This is a genomic window from Virgibacillus necropolis, from assembly GCF_044793635.1.
Classification (GTDB): Bacteria; Bacillota; Bacilli; order Bacillales; family Amphibacillaceae; genus Virgibacillus_F; species Virgibacillus_F necropolis_A.
The window spans coordinates 1,486,616-1,504,654 of sequence record NZ_CP084992.1 but is presented as its reverse complement, the minus strand read 5'-3'; the positions used below and the strand labels follow the sequence as shown (position 1 = coordinate 1,504,654).

Annotated in this window: 14 protein-coding genes; 12 read left to right on the top strand and 2 right to left on the bottom strand. The window is 40.7% G+C overall.

Annotated features, from left to right (window positions below; translation table 11 throughout):
- Positions 1-11 precede the first annotated feature (11 nt).
- The 3 genes from LG329_RS07260 (at position 12) to LG329_RS07250 (ending at position 3,256) form a co-directional block, all read left to right on the top strand.
- On the top strand, positions 12-287 hold the full coding sequence (locus tag LG329_RS07260; protein WP_404455279.1) for a PTS sugar transporter subunit IIB: 276 nt from the start codon (positions 12-14) through the stop codon (positions 285-287).
- Positions 288-393: 106 nt separating this feature from the next.
- Positions 394-1,698 (top strand): PTS ascorbate transporter subunit IIC, encoded by a 1,305-nt coding sequence (locus LG329_RS07255; RefSeq protein ID WP_404456472.1) that lies wholly within the window; start codon positions 394-396, stop codon positions 1,696-1,698.
- 178 nt (positions 1,699-1,876) lie between these two features.
- On the top strand, positions 1,877-3,256 hold the full coding sequence (locus LG329_RS07250) for a VWA domain-containing protein (RefSeq protein ID WP_404455276.1): 1,380 nt from the start codon (positions 1,877-1,879) through the stop codon (positions 3,254-3,256).
- 217 nt (positions 3,257-3,473) lie between these two features.
- Here the strand turns inward: LG329_RS07250 and LG329_RS07245 are convergent, their stop codons facing one another.
- The gene (locus LG329_RS07245) at positions 3,474-3,752 is read right to left on the bottom strand and encodes a hypothetical protein (protein WP_404455274.1); all 279 of its coding nucleotides are present in this window, start codon (positions 3,750-3,752) and stop codon (positions 3,474-3,476) included.
- 352 nt (positions 3,753-4,104) lie between these two features.
- Between LG329_RS07245 and LG329_RS07240 the strand changes: the two genes are divergently transcribed.
- The 3 genes from LG329_RS07240 to LG329_RS07230 are packed head-to-tail and all read left to right on the top strand — an operon-like array spanning position 4,105 to position 6,969.
- Entirely contained in the window at positions 4,105-4,824 is a 720-nt protein-coding gene (locus LG329_RS07240) for a (Fe-S)-binding protein (RefSeq protein ID WP_404455271.1), read from the top strand.
- 15 nt (positions 4,825-4,839) lie between these two features.
- Entirely contained in the window at positions 4,840-6,270 is a 1,431-nt protein-coding gene (locus LG329_RS07235; RefSeq protein ID WP_404455268.1) for a LutB/LldF family L-lactate oxidation iron-sulfur protein, read from the top strand.
- A gap of 6 nt (positions 6,271-6,276) precedes the next feature.
- Positions 6,277-6,969 carry a lactate utilization protein C gene (locus LG329_RS07230; RefSeq protein WP_404455265.1) on the top strand — a complete coding sequence of 231 codons (693 nt, stop codon included), beginning with the start codon at positions 6,277-6,279 and terminating at the stop codon, positions 6,967-6,969.
- 34 nt (positions 6,970-7,003) lie between these two features.
- Here the strand turns inward: LG329_RS07230 and LG329_RS07225 are convergent, their stop codons facing one another.
- Positions 7,004-7,888, bottom strand: coding sequence for a LysR family transcriptional regulator (locus LG329_RS07225; RefSeq protein ID WP_404455262.1), 885 nt, complete (start codon positions 7,886-7,888; stop codon positions 7,004-7,006).
- Positions 7,889-8,048: 160 nt separating this feature from the next.
- Here LG329_RS07225 and LG329_RS07220 point away from each other — a divergent pair, with 160 nt between their 5' ends.
- The 6 genes from LG329_RS07220 (at position 8,049) to LG329_RS07195 (ending at position 17,854) form a co-directional block, all read left to right on the top strand.
- Positions 8,049-10,244, top strand: coding sequence for a malate synthase G (locus LG329_RS07220; protein WP_404455259.1), 2,196 nt, complete (start codon positions 8,049-8,051; stop codon positions 10,242-10,244).
- 162 nt (positions 10,245-10,406) lie between these two features.
- Positions 10,407-11,723, top strand: coding sequence for an FAD-binding oxidoreductase (locus tag LG329_RS07215; RefSeq protein ID WP_404455256.1), 1,317 nt, complete (start codon positions 10,407-10,409; stop codon positions 11,721-11,723).
- Position 11,724: 1 nt separating this feature from the next.
- On the top strand, positions 11,725-13,107 hold the full coding sequence (locus LG329_RS07210) for a (Fe-S)-binding protein (protein WP_404455253.1): 1,383 nt from the start codon (positions 11,725-11,727) through the stop codon (positions 13,105-13,107).
- Positions 13,108-13,125: 18 nt separating this feature from the next.
- Positions 13,126-14,583, top strand: a complete 1,458-nt coding sequence (locus tag LG329_RS07205) for an FAD-linked oxidase C-terminal domain-containing protein (RefSeq protein ID WP_404455251.1) — start codon at positions 13,126-13,128, stop codon at positions 14,581-14,583.
- 85 nt (positions 14,584-14,668) lie between these two features.
- Positions 14,669-15,433, top strand: coding sequence for a fumarylacetoacetate hydrolase family protein (locus LG329_RS07200; protein WP_404455249.1), 765 nt, complete (start codon positions 14,669-14,671; stop codon positions 15,431-15,433).
- A gap of 657 nt (positions 15,434-16,090) precedes the next feature.
- On the top strand, positions 16,091-17,854 hold the full coding sequence (locus LG329_RS07195) for an L-lactate permease (RefSeq protein ID WP_404455246.1): 1,764 nt from the start codon (positions 16,091-16,093) through the stop codon (positions 17,852-17,854).
- Positions 17,855-18,039: the final 185 nt, after the last annotated feature.

Sequence of the window (18,039 nt, the reverse complement as noted above, 5' to 3'; positions counted from 1 at the left end):
AGGAAATTAATATGAAAATTTTAGCAGTATGTGGAAATGGATTAGGAAGTAGCATGGTATTAAAAATGACAGCAGAAGCCGTATTAAAAGATTTGGGTATGAAAGCAAGTGTGAAAACTGCCGATATTGGGTCAGCTAAATCAGAACAGACGGACATTATCGTCACCTCGGAACAATTTTCAAATATGTTGACCGGTAATGTAGATGCACCAATTGTAACAGTGAAAAATTATGTAGATCGTGATGAAATGAAAGAAAAGCTTGAACCTGTTCTAGCAAATCTTTAATAGAGAGCAGTGTTTCATCTAGTTCGGGGAAGGAGAATAAACTTTGTTTGTATTACATTTTATCGTTGATGAGATCTTAAGCAAACCTGCCTTTTTAGTTGGTTTGATGGCGCTCATTGGCCTAGTAGCATTGAAGAAAGAACTGACTGATATCGTATCCGGAACGTTAAAAACGATTGTAGGATTTCTAATTTTAACTGGGGGTGCCGGTATCCTTGTCGGTGCTCTCGATCCCCTCAGCGCCATGGTTAAAGATGGATTTAACCTTCATGGGGTAGTTCCGACAAATGAAGCAATTGTCGCTGTGGCACAGGATGCATTTGGTGCTCAAACAGCAATCATTATGGCATTGGGATTTGTAGTAAACATCATTTTAGCCCGTTTAACCCCCGCTAAATTTATCTTTTTAACAGGACATCATTTATTTTTTATGGCAACCTTGTTAGCGGTGGTACTGGGAAGTGCAGGTGTAACAGGAACAAACCAAGCCATTTTAGGTGGGGTTCTTCTTGGAACAATTGCTACAATGATGCCAGCTTTGGTACATCCATTCATGAGAAAAATTACGGGTAATGCTCCCTTTGCATTAGGGCATTTTAATTCATTGGGTTATATTGTTTCATCATTAACTGGAAAAACAGTTGGAAATAAAGAAAAGTCTACTGAAGACATTAAAATTTCACCGAAGCTAGACTTTCTGCGTGACTCAATTGTAATGACCACGTTAACAATGATTATCATGTATGTCATTCTTGCAATTGTTGCGGGTCCAGAGTCGCTTAAGGAATTCGCAGGTGGCAGCAATTATATTATGTATGCGATCGTTCAGGCGATGACCTTTGGGGCAGGGCTTGCTATCATCTTGATGGGAGTACGAATGATTTTGGCAGAGATTGTACCTGCATTTCAGGGAATTGCTGCGAAAATTGTACCAAATGCACTTCCAGCACTTGATGCCCCAACAACTTTTACTTTTGCTCCGACTGCAGTGTTGGTTGGATTTATATCGAGTTTAATTGGTGGTCTAATTAGTATGACGATTATGGGTCCTCTTGGATTAGTATTGATTATTCCTGGTATGGTTCCTCACTTCTTTGATGGTGGAACATCCGGTGTATTCGGAAATGCAACTGGTGGCAGACGCGGTGCCATTATTGGTTCATTCATTAATGGTATATTGATTACCGTACTTCCGGCAATTTTATTGTCATTTCTGGGATCTTTAGGTCTCTCGAACACAACTTTCGGTGACAGTGATTTTGCTTGGGTAGGAGTTATTATGGGCTATATAGCTAAACTAGGTGTTGGTGGAATGTACGCAGCAGTTATCATTGTTTCTGGACTTTTTATCACCCTGGCAAGCTATGTTTCGATTAAAGATAAAAAAGCACAAGCACAGGAAAGTGAATAAGTTTTATAATTAAACATTAAGCCCCATTAACCATTTGGTTGATGGGTTTTTTTCTGGAAAATCTGAAGAGTAGAAAAGGATGTTTCCTATTGAAAAGTTTCCTTGGTTTGGTAGTATAAAATAATAAGCTAAATTAACTGAAATTATACGTTTTTAGAACAGGAAGGGAAGAATTTTTATGAAAAGAATTTTTTATTTGGTGTTATTAACAATTTTTCTATGTGGTATGTTGGTTGCTTGCAGTTCAGATGAAAAAACATCATCGAAGAACAAGGAAGCCTCCAGTGATAAAGAATCTGAAAAAACGGAAGAACAGGCAACATCCAAAGAGGAAAGCCCTGAGAAAGATTTTGAAGTTGCTACGACGATGGAAAAAATTATTGAGCAGGAACCAGGGGAATATGCTGGTGCTGCGTATAATGAAGCCGTTGTCCATCGTGCATTGGATGAAAAAAACTTTCAAGATAAAGACAGTTTTCAAGTCTATGCAAATTTACTAGATTTGATGAGCGAGTCGGGACAGTACAAGGAATATTATAAATTTGTCGAAGCGTTCAATCCGCACATTGAAACGGCAGTATCTGATGCGCCTGGGGGTATGAAGCTTGAAGACGGCAAGAAAGTAAATGGTACTGCTAATATTGCGATTCTGCTTGATTCTAGTGGAAGTATGGCCCAAAAGGTCGGTGGCAAAACAAAAATGGAGCTGGCAAAAGAAGCTGTTAATAATTTCGTTGCTTCTATGCCGGAAGGGGCAAATGTTGCCTTGAGAGTGTACGGACATAAAGGGAGCAACTCTGACAGTGATAAGAAAGTTTCGTGCGGTAGTACAGAATTGGTCTATGATCTCCAGCCGTATAACAAAGGCAAATTCAAAGATGCTTTGGGCAAATTTGAACCGACTGGATGGACACCGATAGCTAACTCGATAACTGAAGCGAAGAAGGACTTTGAGAATGCGGACAGCTCCAGCCAGAACATTATTTATATTGTAAGTGACGGTGTGGAAACGTGTGGTGGAAATCCAGTTAAAGCTGCGAAAAGTCTACATGATTCCAATATCAAGGCCGTTGTGAATGTTATTGGCTTTGATGTAGACAGTAATGGACAGAAACAGCTATTGGAAGTAGCCGAAGCGGGCGGTGGAGAATTTAAAACCGTCGACTCTGGAGATGACTTTAAAGAAGTATGGGAAGATGAACGCGTTCGTTTGTACAACGAGTGGAGCTCTTGGAATGCTGAAAATTATAATGAAGTATCCGGTGAACAAACAGATAAAATGAACGAATTGTACGGAGAACGAACGGATTTCATGAATCTTTCCTATGATGAAGAGGGCAATCTTAAAGATGCTGTTTATTACTTGGAAAGTAATGAACAGATCAGTGATGAGGTAAGCGAAGAAGTCATTAGCATGATTGAGCAACGTCAAGAAATACTGGCGTCATTTGAGGAGGAATTCAATACACTTCTCGATACCGTTGAAACTGAAGGGGACAAATTAAAAGAGAAAATTAATGAAAAAGGCGATGAGATGAAGGATAAATATGATAATTAGATAAATATTATTTGAGGCTGTCAGGAAGTACGCTAAAAAGCTTGCTTTGGTCGGCCTCTTATTTATTTTGGCTACTGATAAGATTGATAGAATTATAATGATTTATGACCCATGCGAACTAAATAAATGTTCGCATGGGTCTGACTTTTCATTGTACTTTAGTATTTCAATGCCGTGACCACTAGACATTACATGCACTTCTTACCAATAAAGAAAGCTAGGCGCATGGTTTATTGTTGCAGTTATTACTTGGTGATGAAGGGAATTGAATAATGAACATATCATAAACAATATAGATCGCCATTAAAAAATAAGAAACAGCGATAAATATGAGTAATACATTGAATCTTTTATTCACTATAATGGCTAACACATAAAATACCACTGACAGCATTAAAGGGTTTCCCCAATACCCCATTCCCTGAGAGTATTTGTAGATTGCATATGCTAGGATAGTGCCCCATATCCCTAGTAAAATGTAATAGGTTTTCTTCATCAAAACTCCCCTCCCTAGATTATTTTAACAGAAAGCAGGTAACATTTATTAACTCATGCCCTTATATGAAATGGCTTTTAGATTAAATCCTAAAAAAACCTACTACAAACCAATTTGGTAATGTATAGGTCTCTTTTGCATTTACAAATAGGTAGCTTTACGTCAGTTACCACACTTCAATCTTTTAAATTCTGTTTATTTGAATTAGAATAAAGATTAAGATTATGTGAGTTGAAGAGGACAACGTGTGGGATTTAAACCAATTACATTTTTTTAACTAGACATATAATAACCTGTTCTTTAATAGATTTATAGGGTGAAATACCAATACACAATGAAAGTGTGAATGATAATGAAAGTATCCTTATTTGTCACTTGCCTCGGGGAAATATTTTATCAGGACGTTGCGAAAGATGTTGTGGAAATTCTGGAGAGACTTGGCTGTGAAATTGATTTACCAAAAGGACAGATATGTTGTGGACAACCAGCATATAACAGTGGTTATAGAAAAGATGCACAAAAAGCCGCAAAACAGATGATTACAAGTTTTGAAGACTCTACGTATATTGTTACCCCTTCCGGTTCTTGTGCAGCAATGTTCAGGGAATACCCTGCTCTGTTTAAAGAAGATCAGGAATGGCGGAAAAGAGCCCAAGCGGTCGCGGATAATACATACGAGTTTACCCAATTCATTGTCAATGTTTTGGGGGTTGAGGATGTAGGAGCAGTTTATCCAACGAGAGCAACTTACCATACATCGTGTCACATGACTCGATTGTTACAAGAGTCAGAAGCACCATTTAAACTTTTAAAAAATGTAAAAGGTCTTGAATTGCTTCCACTTGAAAATAGCTATGATTGTTGTGGGTTTGGTGGGACATTTGCAGTGAAAATGGCACCGATTTCCGAACGGATGGTGGACGAAAAAGTCAGGCATGTTGAGGAATCTTCAGCAGAGGTGTTAATTGCAGCTGATGGCGGATGTCTCATGAATATAAAAGGACGGATTGATCGCAAGGGAAAACCAATTGAAGTGAAGCATATCGCTCAAATATTAAATTCGCGAGCGTAAAGGGAGGTATTACGAATGCCAATGAAAATTGGGGAAAAGCCATTTTTCGATAGGGTGGATGATGCGTTGGATGATGACTTTATGCGTAATGCTATGGCTTCGGCTCAGGATAGATTGCGTGATAAAAAGCTTGATGCTACGGAAAGAGATGATCAGATTGGTGATTGGGAAGAGTGGCGAAAGGCTGGAGAAGAAATTCGTCGGCATACCTTGGAAAACCTTGACTTTTATCTTGATCAGTTAAGTGAAAACTTTGCAAAGAAAGGCGGCCATGTATATTTCGCTAAAACGGCGGAAGACGCTAACCGCTATATTCAGGAAGTTGCAAAGAAAAAAGATGCGAAACATGTGACCAAAGCGAAATCAATGGTTACAGAAGAAATCGGTTTAAATGAAGCGCTTGAAGACGTCGGTTGTGATGTACATGAAACAGATCTTGCAGAATATATTTTACAAATAGATGATAAAGATCGACCCTCGCACATTGTTGTTCCTTCATTGCATAAGAATAAAGAACAAATTCGAGATACCTTCCAATTAAAAGCAGGGTACACTGGAACCGAAGAACCACGGGAGTTAACCGCTTTTGCGCGAAGTCAGCTCCGTGAGGTATTCATGAAAGCTGACATTGGGGTTACAGGTTGTAACTTTGCTGTTGCAGAGTCTGGTTCTATCTCTCTTGTAACCAATGAAGGTAATGCGAACATGGTAACAACCTACCCCGATACACAGATAACAGTGATGGGGATGGAGCGACTCGTTCCAACATGGGATGAACTTGATGTTCTGGTAAATTTACTAAGTAGAAGTGCTGTTGGACAAAAGATAACCACGTATGTAACGAATTTAACTCCTGGGGTGGAAGAAGATTGTGTGGACGCGCCTAAGGAATTTCACCTTGTCATTTTGGATGCCGGTCGCTCGAATGCACTAGGGACTGAATTTCAGTCTGCTCTTCATTGCATACGATGTGCAGCTTGTGTAAATGTTTGCCCAGTTTATAGACAAATTGGTGGACATGCTTACGGGTCCATTTATCAAGGGCCAATTGGCGCTGTACTTTCCCCTATTCTCGGGGGTTACGAGGAATATGGCGAACTTCCTTTTGCATCGAGTCTTTGTGCAGCCTGTACAGAGGCCTGTCCGGTTAAAATTCCACTACATGAACAACTGATTAGACATCGGGAAAATTACGTAGCTGAAAAAGGGATGGTAAAAAAGAGCGAAAAGATGGCCATGAATGCATTTGGTGTCGGTGCAAGTACACCTTCTCTTTTTCAGATGGCTGTAAAAGGTGCGCCAACGTTTATGAAACCATTAGTAAAAGACGGAAGTATTTCAAAAGGTCCAGGTCCAATGAAGCCGTGGACAGCAATCCGTGAATTTCCTGCACCTGGAAAGGATAACTTTCGAAGCTGGTTTAAGGAACATAAGAAAGGGAGGTAGAAGACAATGGCGAAAGGTACCATTCATAATAAAGACGTTTTTTTAAATGAGATTGCCGACAAACTTGGACGTAAACGCAAAACTGACGTTACCCTTCCAACGTGGAAACATCAACCACAATGGGAGGTTTACAAAAATGATTCCCCTGATGATTTATTGGCTACTTTCCAAAAAAACAGTAAAGCTAAAAAGGTAGATGTGGTAGAAACAGATAAATCTATGCTTTCTGAAACGATAGAAAAGGTTATTAATGAATACGGTGGAGGAACGATTGTAACAACGAAGGATGCTAGATTTGCTGAATATGGACTAACATCTGTATTTGATAATGAGCAAACACACAGATGGGACACGGCTTTAGGTGAAGAAAATATTGAAAAAGCGAAAGAAGCTAACTTGGGTATTTTTTTTAGTGATATAAGCTTGGCCGAGTCGGGTACGATTGTTCAATTTAATGATAAAGATATTGCCCGTTCCGTAAGTCTGTTGCCGACTACCTATATTGCCATCGTACCAAAGTCATCCATTGTACCTCGGATGACGCAAGCTACACATGAGATTCATAAACAAGTAGAAGCTGGCAAGGAAATTGCAACGTGTGTCAATTTTATTTCGGGCCCCAGCAACAGTGCTGACATTGAAATGGACATCGTTGTTGGGGTGCACGGGCCGGTTAAGGCGGTTTATTTGGTGGTGTAGGTGCCTGTCACTTCCCGGTTTTTGTCGAAAAAAGTTAAATCGTAAACGATTCGGACATGGTGATAAACTCACGTACACTGTATGGCAAGTATTTATCCTTTTTCCAGATCATGCCTAATTCCAAGTTAACAACAGGTTTGTTAAAAGGAATTGCTATAATTTTTTCGTTGTGGATCTGATCGCAAATTTTACTCGGCAATAAGGCCGCACCCAGTTTTGCTTCAACCATTTCAACCATAAAGTCTTTTTGTGAGCTTTCACAGACGACATTTGGATAAAAACCATGTTGCTTGCAAGCTTCTATAATACTATCATGCAGGGAGAAATCATGACGGTATAAAATAAATGGTTCTTTTTCAATATGTGAAAAATCGATAGTCTTTTTTTCGGCTAACGGATTGTCTTTATGGACTATAAGCATTAACGGATCTTTTAATAGTTTAATTGTCTCAAAGTTTTCTTTTTGCATGGGAATACTGCAAACTAAACCAATATCAAGCGCTCCCTCATCAACGCCTAGTTTAATTTTATTACTACCAACTTCAGTTAATATCATATCAATGGAAGGATAGGCTTCTTTGTATTTACTAATTAATTTAGAAAAAAATGCAGCACCTATAATCGGGGGAATTCCAATTTTAATTTCACCCTTTTTTAAATCGATGACATCATTTAGTTCAGATGTTAAATTTTCAAAAGCATGAAGAACATTTTTGGCATTGACTAAAAGTGCTTTTCCCGCATCTGTTAACTCCAATTGTTTAGCCCCTCGATAAAAAAGCGGGGCACCGAGCTCGCTTTCAAGGTTTTTAATTGTTTTGCTTAATGATGGCTGGGAAATATGAAGCGTTGAAGCTGCTCTCGTAAAGTTCGACTGCTTCGCAACTTCTGCAAAATATTCTATTTGCCTTATGTCCATTATTAGCACCCTTTCACAAGCGTAACGTGTATTGTGCTTTATTATACAGTACGGTATAGCCAAAAGGAATAATGATTATGCAAAACATGTATTTTTGTTTCTACCGTACCCTGTAATAGAATAGTAGAAAGAAGGATGGAAAGAAAGGTAGGTATGGTGAATGGTGAATTATGTGAAAACTGGCAATCTTCAGGTTGCAAAAGAACTTTATGATTTTGTTAGTTTAGAAGCGCTCCCAGAAACGGGTCTTGACAGTGAAACGTTTTGGGTTGATTTAGGGAAGCTTGTCTCCGATTTAGCTCCGAAAAACAAAGCATTGTTAGTAAAGCGTGATGAATTTCAAAAGCAAATTGATGCATGGCATAAAGAAAACAATGCGTTTGATTTTGAAGTGTACAAGGCATTTTTGAAAAAAATCGGCTACTTGGAGCCTCAGGTAGAAGATTTTAGTATTACGGCAGAGAATATCGACGACGTCATTACACACCAGGCGGGACCACAGCTCGTTGTGCCAATTGACAATTCGCGCTATGCAATCAATGCTGCTAACGCCCGCTGGGGATCGCTTTATGATGCATTATATGGAACAGATGCAATAAGTGAAGAAGGTGGCGCTGAGAAGAAAAATTCATACAATCCTGTCCGCGGCGGGAAAGTCATTGCTTTTGCTAAAAACTTCCTGGATGAACATGTACCGCTAAAGGTATCATCACATACAGAAGCAATAAAATATGCAATCATTAACGGGAAATTAGAAGTAACACTTAAAAACGGTGAAACAACTGAACTTAAAGATGCTTCTCTATTTGCTGGTTACCAGGGGCAAGCAGAAGAGCCTGAAGCTGTCCTGTTAAAAAATAATGGTTTACATTTTGAAATTCAAATCGACCGCGATCACCCGATTGGAAAAACAGATGAAGCGGGAGTGAAGGATGTTTTCTTAGAGTCCGCTACTTCAAGCATTATGGACTGTGAAGATTCCGTGGCAGCTGTTGATGCTGAAGATAAAACGCTTGTATACCGCAACTGGCTTGGCTTGAACAGAGGTGATTTAACGTCTGTATTCACAAAGAACGGAAAAGAAATCACCCGTACATTAAACCCTGATCGGACGTATACAGGTCCGAACGGTGAAGAGGTTACACTCTCTGGTCGTGTGCTTATGTTTATCCGTAACGTAGGTCACTTAATGACGAACAATGCGATTCTGGATGAAAGTGGGCAAGAAATTCCAGAAGGTATTATGGATGGTGTGTTTACAAGCTTAATGGCTAAACACGGTCTCTTAGGCAATGGACCTTACCAAAATTCTCAAAAAGGCTCTGTTTATATTGTTAAACCAAAAATGCACGGTTCAAAAGAAGCTGCTTTTGCGAATGAATTGTTTAACCGCGTAGAAGATATGCTCGATATGGAGCGCAATACACTTAAAATCGGTGTAATGGATGAAGAACGCCGTACTAGCCTGAACTTGAAAAATAGTATTAATGAAGTAAAAGAGAGAATTGTTTTCATTAATACAGGATTTTTAGACCGTACTGGCGATGAAATTCATACATCGATGGAAGCGGGACCGATGATCCGTAAAGGTGGAATGAAATCATCGACTTGGTTGAACGGCTATGAGAAAAATAATGTACGTGTTGGCTTAAACACAGGCCTAAAAGGAAAAGCACAGATTGGCAAAGGAATGTGGGCAATGCCAGATTTGATGGCCGATATGCTCGAGCAAAAAGTAGGTCATTTAAAAGCAGGCGGAAATACAGCTTGGGTTCCATCACCAACAGCAGCGACATTGCATGCGCTTCATTACCATGAAATTGATGTAAGAAAAGTTCAAGAGGAGCTTGCAAAAGAAACAAAAGATTACCGTGATGAAATTTTGCAAATCCCGGTGGCGGAAAATACAAACTGGTCTGCAGAAGAGATTCAAGAAGAGCTTGATAACAGCGCACAAACACTGCTCGGTTATGTAGTTCGCTGGGTTGAGCAAGGTGTTGGCTGTTCAAAAGTTCCTGACATTAATAATGTAGCGCTTATGGAAGATCGTGCAACATTGCGTATTTCGAGCCAAATGATAACCAACTGGCTTCACCATGGTATTTGCACGGAAAAACAAACGTTAGATACGCTAAAGCGCATGGCAAAAATTGTTGACGATCAAAATGCGGGGGATGAATTATACCGTCCAATGGCATCTAACTTCAATGATTCAATCGCTTTCCAGGCAGCGTGCGACCTTGTATTCAAAGGGAAAGAGCAGCCGAGCGGCTACACAGAACCAATTCTTCACCGTCGTCGTCTTGAAGCAAAAGAAAAGTATCGTACAGGGAAGGCGACTAATCTTCGTTCATAGGAAAAGGCAAGCAGGGACTATTACTTTTGAAAGGAGTTAGTCCCTTTTTTTCACCTTTAGCATCTGTGTAAGTTAAAGTTTCTGATTTTTTAAAATAGTTTATTGGCTTTGTTATAGCATAGTAATTTAAGATAATGGCTTAAATCAAGGGGGTACAGCAACATGGTTTCTTTAGATTTAAAAGGGGTTTTGCCGAAAGAACAACTTAAACTTAACGATGAAGAAGGACATCCGCTTGGAAACGGTGGGATTCAAATCATTGAAGCCCATTCCGAAGAAGACATTTCAAAGGTTCTTGCTTATGCCAACAAACACGATAAAACGGTCAATGTTGTATCAGGCGGAACGAAGCGGGGCTACGGCGGGGCGATTGAACAAGCGGATTTTTTACTATCGCTTTCCAAATACAAAGGTATTGTAGAGCATTCAGTTGGTGACCTGACATTGACGGTGAGACCCGGAACGACATTAAAGGAAATTACAGATGAATTAGGTAAGAATGGGCAGCGTGTTGCACTTGACACTTTCTGGCCGGAAATGGCAACGATTGGTGGCATTGTCGCAGCGAATGATAGCGGGGCAAAAAGATTGCTTTACGGATCTGCAAGAGACTTGGTCATCGGAACTAGAATCGTATATTCGGACGGGAGGGTTATCCGGACAGGTGGTAAAGTTGTGAAAAACGTGGCGGGTTATGACATGAATAAGCTTTTTATCGGTTCAATGGGAACGCTAGGTGTCATCAGCGAAATCACGATTAAATTACGTCCTCTCCCGAAATATGAAGGTTTATCTCTTTTGCATTTCCCTAAAGGCAATGAACAAGCTATTCGTGATTTTTCTGTGCTAATTCTCGATTCTTTCATGGAACCAGTCTCTCTTGAGATTTTAAATCCTTCTATTTCTGAAAAAATGATAGGCAATAGTAAATATACACTAGCAATTTCATTTGAAGACCGGGAAAATGCTGTCCTTGATCAGGAAAAATGGGTAAAGGAACATTTGCCAATCGGCGTCGAGCATTCCGTGCTGCATGAAGAGGAAGCAAGACATTGGTGGGAAAAGTTCCGTCATTTTGGACCTAATGGCTACAATGATGACACGAATGAAGCAAACACACAGGCGGCACTGAAAATTGGAAGCAATAATTTAGATGTTCTCGTTAACCTGGAAGCGGCCGACAACCTTGCTGAAGCACATCATGTTGCAGTCGAAGCACATGGTGGTGTAGGGCATGGCATTTCGAAAGTTTATGTCAAAGGATTTCCAGAAGATATCATTTCTTACATTAAAGCATTAAAAACAAAGGTAGAAGAAAAACGTGGGTATGTTGTGTGTACACATTTGCCGTTTACATTAAGAGAAGCGGTTGGCGTTTGGGGAGAAAAGCCAGGTTATTTTTCTTTATTAGAAGGCATTAAACGAACAAATGACCCAAAGGAAATCCTAAACCGCCAACGTTTTGTAGGGGGTATTTAAAATGAGTGTGGATGAAAATAGATTGAAAAGTTTATTGAACAATGAGAAAACCGATGCACCTTGTCAAACGAAGAGTCTAGGGAACTACCTTTGGGAAGATATTCCCGATAAAAATAAGTGGGAAGACTGTGTTCACTGTGGGATGTGTCTTGAAGCTTGTCCGACTTATCAAGAAACAGGTGAGGAACAACATTCGCCAAGAGGTCGCGTTTATTTAATTAAAGCAGTTGCGGAAGGCAAACTTGATGTTAATGAAGCTTTTTCCAAACCTGTCTTTGATTGTCTTGATTGTCGTGCTTGTGAAACAGCATGTCCGGCAGACGTCCAAGTCGGTGGCTTGATTGAAGAAGCTCGTGGACAGGTTCGCCAAGCGATGCCTTTAACGGGATTTACAGGTGCTTTCAGCAGGACAGTTTTGAAGGGAGTTTTCCCATATCAAAACCGCCTGAATATGCTGGGTAGTTTAACAAGGTTTTACCAAAAGAGCGGTGTACAAAGCGTAGTAAGAAAAACAGGCTTGCTTAATGTAATGCCAACACACTTGAAAGATATGGAAGCCATTCTTCCTAAAGTCGGCAAACCTGTACTAGATAGATATCCAGAAATTGTTCCAGCTGAGGGGGAGACAAAACAACGGGTTGGCATGTTGACTGGCTGTGTCATGGATGTCATGTTCAGTGACGTTAACGAATCCACCATTCGCGTTCTCACACATAATGGATTTGAAGTTGGCCTTCCCAAACAACAGGGATGCTGTGGTGCCCTTCATATTCACGCTGGGGAAAGAGAAACAGGGAAAAAGCTCGCGAAACAAAACATAGAGGCCTTTAAAGATTACGATAAAATCCTTGTAAATGCTGCAGGATGCGGATGTGCGCTTCAGGAATATCACGAGCTATTCAGAAATGATCCTGAAATGCTACCTTTGGCAGAGGAGTTTTCAGCTAAAATTGAAGACGTTTCTAAGTTCTTGTATGACAATGATTTTGAACGACCAAAAACAGAAATTAAAACAAAAATCACGTACCATGATGCTTGTCATCTAGCTCACGGACAAGGTATTCGTTTTGAACCCCGTCAACTTTTAAAAGAAATCCCAGGCGTGGAAATGGTAGATTTACCTGATGCAGACAGATGCTGCGGAAGTGCGGGAATTTACAATCTCACGCATCCTGAAATGGCAGGGAAACTTCTTAACCGTAAGATCGATGATATTCCTGACAATATTGACATGATCTCAATGGGTAATCCGGGTTGTATGCTCCAAATTGCGATGGGTGTTGAAAAACATGGTAGAAGTGAAAAAGTAGTCCATACTGTTCAGCTGCTAGATTGGGCTTACGAAAAAGATAAAAAAGAAGCTAGCAAACTAGTGAAATCATAGAAGAAGGAGGTGGAAGGTATGTTTGGGAAAAATCGTAAAAAGCAAAATTCTGACACTGTTGTTCAACAGTTAATCGATATTGTAGGTGAAAGTGAAGTTCTATATTTAAAAGAAGACCTCATCTCATATGAATGTGACGGCTATACGATGTCAAAAGGGATGCCAAGAGCGGTTGTTTTTGTAAATAATGCACAACAAGTTTCAGAGATTGTGAAACGATTAAACAAAGAAAAGGTTCCTTATATTGCACGTGGGGCAGGGACGGGATTGAGCGGAGGAGCGACTCCGTTCGGCGGTGAAGTTCTTATTAGTATGGTTCGGATGAAGAAGATGCTTCACGTCGACCTAGAAAATAGAAAAGCAGTTGTTGAGCCGGGCTTTGTTAACCTGAAGTTGACACAATCCATTTCGGACAAAGGCTACTATTATGCACCAGACCCTTCAAGCCAGTATGCATGTACGATTGGCGGTAATGTTGCTGAAAATGCGGGTGGCGCTCACTGTTTAAAATATGGTGTAACGACGAACCATATTTTAGGACTTGAAGTTGTTCTTCCAAATGGCGAAATCGTTGAAATTGGAGGAGAAGGGGTTCCTGACCGCCCAGGATACGATTTACTTGGTCTGTTGACAGGTTCAGAAGGAACACTTGGCATTGTGACGAAAATCACGGTGAAAGTATTAAAAAATCCTGAAGGTAAAAAGACCGTTCTCGCCTATTATGATGATATTAATGATGCGAGCCAAGCTGTTTCTGAGATTATTTCGGCTGGTATAATTCCAGCGGCACTTGAAATGATGGATTCTATCGCCATCGAGGGTGTGGAATCCGCTGCTTATCCGGTTGGGCATCCGAGAGACATTGCTGCTTTCCTGCTAATTGAAGTTGATGGAATTGCAGCTGGAATTGACGACCAAATTGATGAAATTCTTACTGTATGTAAAAACAACAATGTGCGCGAAGTAAAAGTAGCAAAGGATGAAGCAGAGCGCGGACTTTGGTGGGCAAACCGTAAAATGGGTTTTGGTGCAATGGGAGCAATTTCTCCTGACTACCTCGTTCAGGATGGTGTTATTCCACGAACACGCTTGCCAGAAGTGCTTATAAAAATAGCTGAAATAAGTAAAAAGTATGAACTTCGTATTGCGAATATTTTCCATGCAGGAGATGGAAACCTTCATCCGCTTATTTTGTTTGATGCGAGTATACCGGGTCAAAGTGAACGTGCATCAAAAGCGGGTTCCGAATGCTTGAAGGCTTGTGCAGATGTTGGTGGTTCGATTACTGGGGAACACGGAGTTGGCATTGAAAAATCATCTGAAATGCGCTTTATCTTCAGTGACGAAGAAATGGAAGCGCAAACGGATATACGATCTGTATTTAACCCGGATGACTTATTAAATCCAGGGAAACTATTCCCGAGCCCTGGCCGTTGTGCTGAAATTAAACAGGAACTGAAAAAAGCAGAAGTATAATAGTTTACTAGTTCACAAGATATAAAAATGAGAGAGATGGGTAGTGTAACCCATCTTAATTTTTCAGAATTGAGGAGATCAAACAATGAAATTTGCTAGATTTAAAAAACAAACTGAAGAGACAATTTTGCAAGGAATCGTAACAGACAACGGTATTCTAGAAATTGAGGGGGACATATTTTCAGATTGGAAGCATACAGAAGTAGTACATGATGTTGAAGAGATTGAACTTTTGGAACCGCTTACACCACGTCATGTGATTGGTATTGGTGCAAACTATGTCGGTAAAACAGCTGATCTACCTTCTGAATTACCCGATATACCTGTATTTTTTTATAAGCCCGTTTCTTCTGTTATTGGGAGTGGGGAGCCAATTGTTATCCCAAGTAAAGTAGAAGAAGTGAAATTTGAATCCGAGCTTGCAGTGGTGATTGGCAAACGCGCGAGCAACATTTCTGAAGAAGAGGTTACAGACTATATTTTTGGCTATTCGGTAGCCAATGATGTAACGGCACCACAGTTTTTCCATGAAGCTGGGCATTGGATGATAGGAAAGTCATTTGATACGTTCACACCGCTTGGCCCATATATCGAAACAGAACTTGATCCCGACAAAATCAAGGTTGAAGCATACTTAAACGGTGACAAGAAGCAGAATAGCTCAACACTGCTTATGATTGTTTCAATGAGAAAGATGATTGCTTACTTATCCGAAGTGATGACACTGGAACCGGGCGATGTGATTTTAACTGGCAGTCCGCTTGGTGCTGAAATGATGAAAGATGGCGATGAAATCGTCTGTGAAATTGCTGAAATTGGTAAGCTTCGTAATCCTGTAAAACAAGGCTGATTTTTTCTTTATGTTTAATCTCTATGTTTATATAACAATATTAAATTTCTGTGTTTTTATGAGCGGACATGCATATTGTTATTTAATATAAGGCTGTTTTCGTAAAGATTGTTGCTTTTGAGAGAATATCAATATTACGCGACGTAACTGCTGGTTGATTTCCGTTCCGGTCAGTTCGCTTTCCGCGGGCAACGCTTCAGCCTCCTTGCCCCGGCAAGGGGTATGCCGACGTTGTCTGCAAAGGACGGTTTTAGTCGGCCCTCATCGACCACTTCCTGTGGGGTCTTCAGCTGTTGCTTTTCCCGCAGGAGTCGACTGTCCGTAACGAAAATCAACTGCCATAATAGTGGGAACTTCATGCTCTAATCAATGATGTGATTCTATCGTTCCATTATAGACACCACACAAGCGGAGGAAAAACACGGAGACTCCTGCGGAAATAGCGAAGACGCTGAGACCCCCACAGGGAGCGGTCTTTGCGAGCGAGGAGGCTCAGCGCGAGCCCGCGGAAAGCGTAGTGATTTTTCCGCAGCGATGGCGCAAGGGCATCGAACATGATTTTAGTTAAGTCGCATTTTATATCAACTATGAAGATAAAAAAGCAACATTGGGTACGAAAAGAGCCTAATAAAAAAACTTTTATAAGGGGATTTGAAAATGGGAAATGGAATATTAGCTATTCTGGCCTTACTTCCGGTTATTGTTGTTGCGGTTTTTCTAGTCGGACTTAAGTGGCCAGCGAGTAAAGCGATGCCGCTTTCCTACATCGTCGCGGTTTTACTGGCGCTTCTCGTTTGGGATGTAGCATTTCCAAAAGTCGCTGCTGCATCTGTACATGGTCTTATCGTTGCTGTTACGCTTTTATTTATTATCTTTGGCGCGATTTTACTATTGAACACACTTCAAGAAAGTGGGGGTCTGCACACCATTCGTCGCGGTTTCACAGATATTACACCTGACCGTCGTATTCAGGTAATTATCATTGCATGGCTTTTCGGTTCTTTTATTGAAGGTTCAGCAGGATTTGGTACACCTGCTGCCGTTGCAGTGCCATTATTGGTTGGACTTGGGTTTCCGGCGATGGCGGCTGTTGTCTGCGGTATGATTATTCAAAGTACACCGGTATCATTTGGAGCAGTTGGAACGCCGATGATTGTTGGTGTAGGTACAGGAATTGAGCCGCTTTCCCAAATTACTGATGTTTCAGCTTTTGTATTTGGTGTTGCCGGGAAAGTAGCTTTGCTTCATGCCATTGCGGGACTGTTAATCCCATTATTTCTAGTCGCTATTTTGACCCGGTTTTTCGGAAAAAACAAGTCATTCAGTGAGGGCTTAAGGGTCTGGAAGTTTGCCATATTTGCTTCGTTAGCGATGACGGTACCGTATCTTATAGTTGCAATTACATTAGGACCTGAATTTCCTTCCATGATTGGTGGCTTAATTGGGTTGGCAATTGTCATTCCTGCTGCCAAAAAAGGCTTCCTTATGCCAAAAGACAGCGAAATGTGGGATTTCGAAGCAAAAGATCGCTGGGACCCAACATGGACTGGTCGTGTTGAACTCAAACATAGCGATATCTATGCAGGCAAAATCAGCATGTGGCGTGCATGGGCTCCATACGTTTTGATTGCAGTTCTACTACTTATTTCAAGACTAACTGTTGTTGGAGAATGGCTTAAAGCTGCCAAGATTACGATTCCAAATATCTTTGGAACAGAGATATCTTCCGGCTGGGACATTCTTTATTCACCAGGCTTCATTTTTATAGTCGTATCAGTATTTACGTACTATATGCACGGAATGAAAGGCAGGGAATTTGCCCGGGCTTGGAAAGATTCCGGTAAAACAATGATTGCTGCAGGTTCAGCCCTCGTCTTTACTGTTCCAATGGTGCAAGTATTTCTTAACTCAGGTGGCGGGGCAGCGGGTTATGAAAAAATGCCGATTGTACTCGCAGAAGGCGTTGCAAATATAGCGGGCTCCATGTATCCATTTTTTGCAACGTTTATCGGAGGGCTTGGGGCGTTCGTAGCTGGTAGTAACACGGTTAGTAACATGATGTTCTCCCTCTTCCAATTCGGGGTAGGTGAGCGGATCGGTGCTGACCCAACTTGGATGGTTGCCCTTCAAGCAGTTGGTGGTGCAGCTGGAAACATGATCTGCGTGCATAACGTGGTCGCTGCATCGGCCGTTGTTGGACTTGTAGGGAAAGAAGGGCATGTTATTCGTAAAACGCTTCTTCCGTTTTTCTATTACGCGCTGTTGTTAGGTTCGATCGGTTATTCCATTATGTGGACAGCAGACAAAGGAATTTTCAACATTGGAACGATTATCGCAGTTCTTATTTGGGCGCTTGTCTTTTACCTTATTGCAACGAACAAAAAGCGTTTAAATGCTATTCAACACGATATCGCTTCCTAAGCCCATATTTTAATGAAACTCCTTCGATGTTGAGGGAGTTTTTTTTGCGCTGGATGTCTATCAACTACTAGGAAGGCAACTGAAAAAGTGGTGGATTTTAAAAAAATTAACTTTACACCTTAACTTAGCATTTCGAATATACGGAGACTCCTGCGGGAAGCAAGAGATAGGCTTGACACTCGCCC

What these genes read in the sequence shown, in the direction of transcription:
- LG329_RS07240 (WP_404455271.1), top strand. Translation starts at nt 4,105, where the DNA reads ATGAAAGTATCCTTATTTGTCACTTGCCTCGGGGAAATATTTTATCAG.
- LG329_RS07245 (WP_404455274.1), bottom strand. Translation starts at nt 3,752, where the DNA reads ATGAAGAAAACCTATTACATTTTACTAGGGATATGGGGCACTATCCTA.
- LG329_RS07210 (WP_404455253.1), top strand. Translation starts at nt 11,725, where the DNA reads ATGAGTGTGGATGAAAATAGATTGAAAAGTTTATTGAACAATGAGAAA.
- LG329_RS07250 (WP_404455276.1), top strand. Translation starts at nt 1,877, where the DNA reads ATGAAAAGAATTTTTTATTTGGTGTTATTAACAATTTTTCTATGTGGT.
- LG329_RS07195 (WP_404455246.1), top strand. Translation starts at nt 16,091, where the DNA reads ATGGGAAATGGAATATTAGCTATTCTGGCCTTACTTCCGGTTATTGTT.
- LG329_RS07225 (WP_404455262.1), bottom strand. Translation starts at nt 7,888, where the DNA reads ATGGACATAAGGCAAATAGAATATTTTGCAGAAGTTGCGAAGCAGTCG.
- LG329_RS07205 (WP_404455251.1), top strand. Translation starts at nt 13,126, where the DNA reads ATGTTTGGGAAAAATCGTAAAAAGCAAAATTCTGACACTGTTGTTCAA.
- LG329_RS07200 (WP_404455249.1), top strand. Translation starts at nt 14,669, where the DNA reads ATGAAATTTGCTAGATTTAAAAAACAAACTGAAGAGACAATTTTGCAA.
- LG329_RS07260 (WP_404455279.1), top strand. Translation starts at nt 12, where the DNA reads ATGAAAATTTTAGCAGTATGTGGAAATGGATTAGGAAGTAGCATGGTA.
- LG329_RS07230 (WP_404455265.1), top strand. Translation starts at nt 6,277, where the DNA reads ATGGCGAAAGGTACCATTCATAATAAAGACGTTTTTTTAAATGAGATT.
- LG329_RS07235 (WP_404455268.1), top strand. Translation starts at nt 4,840, where the DNA reads ATGCCAATGAAAATTGGGGAAAAGCCATTTTTCGATAGGGTGGATGAT.
- LG329_RS07215 (WP_404455256.1), top strand. Translation starts at nt 10,407, where the DNA reads ATGGTTTCTTTAGATTTAAAAGGGGTTTTGCCGAAAGAACAACTTAAA.
- LG329_RS07220 (WP_404455259.1), top strand. Translation starts at nt 8,049, where the DNA reads ATGGTGAATTATGTGAAAACTGGCAATCTTCAGGTTGCAAAAGAACTT.
- LG329_RS07255 (WP_404456472.1), top strand. Translation starts at nt 394, where the DNA reads ATGGCGCTCATTGGCCTAGTAGCATTGAAGAAAGAACTGACTGATATC.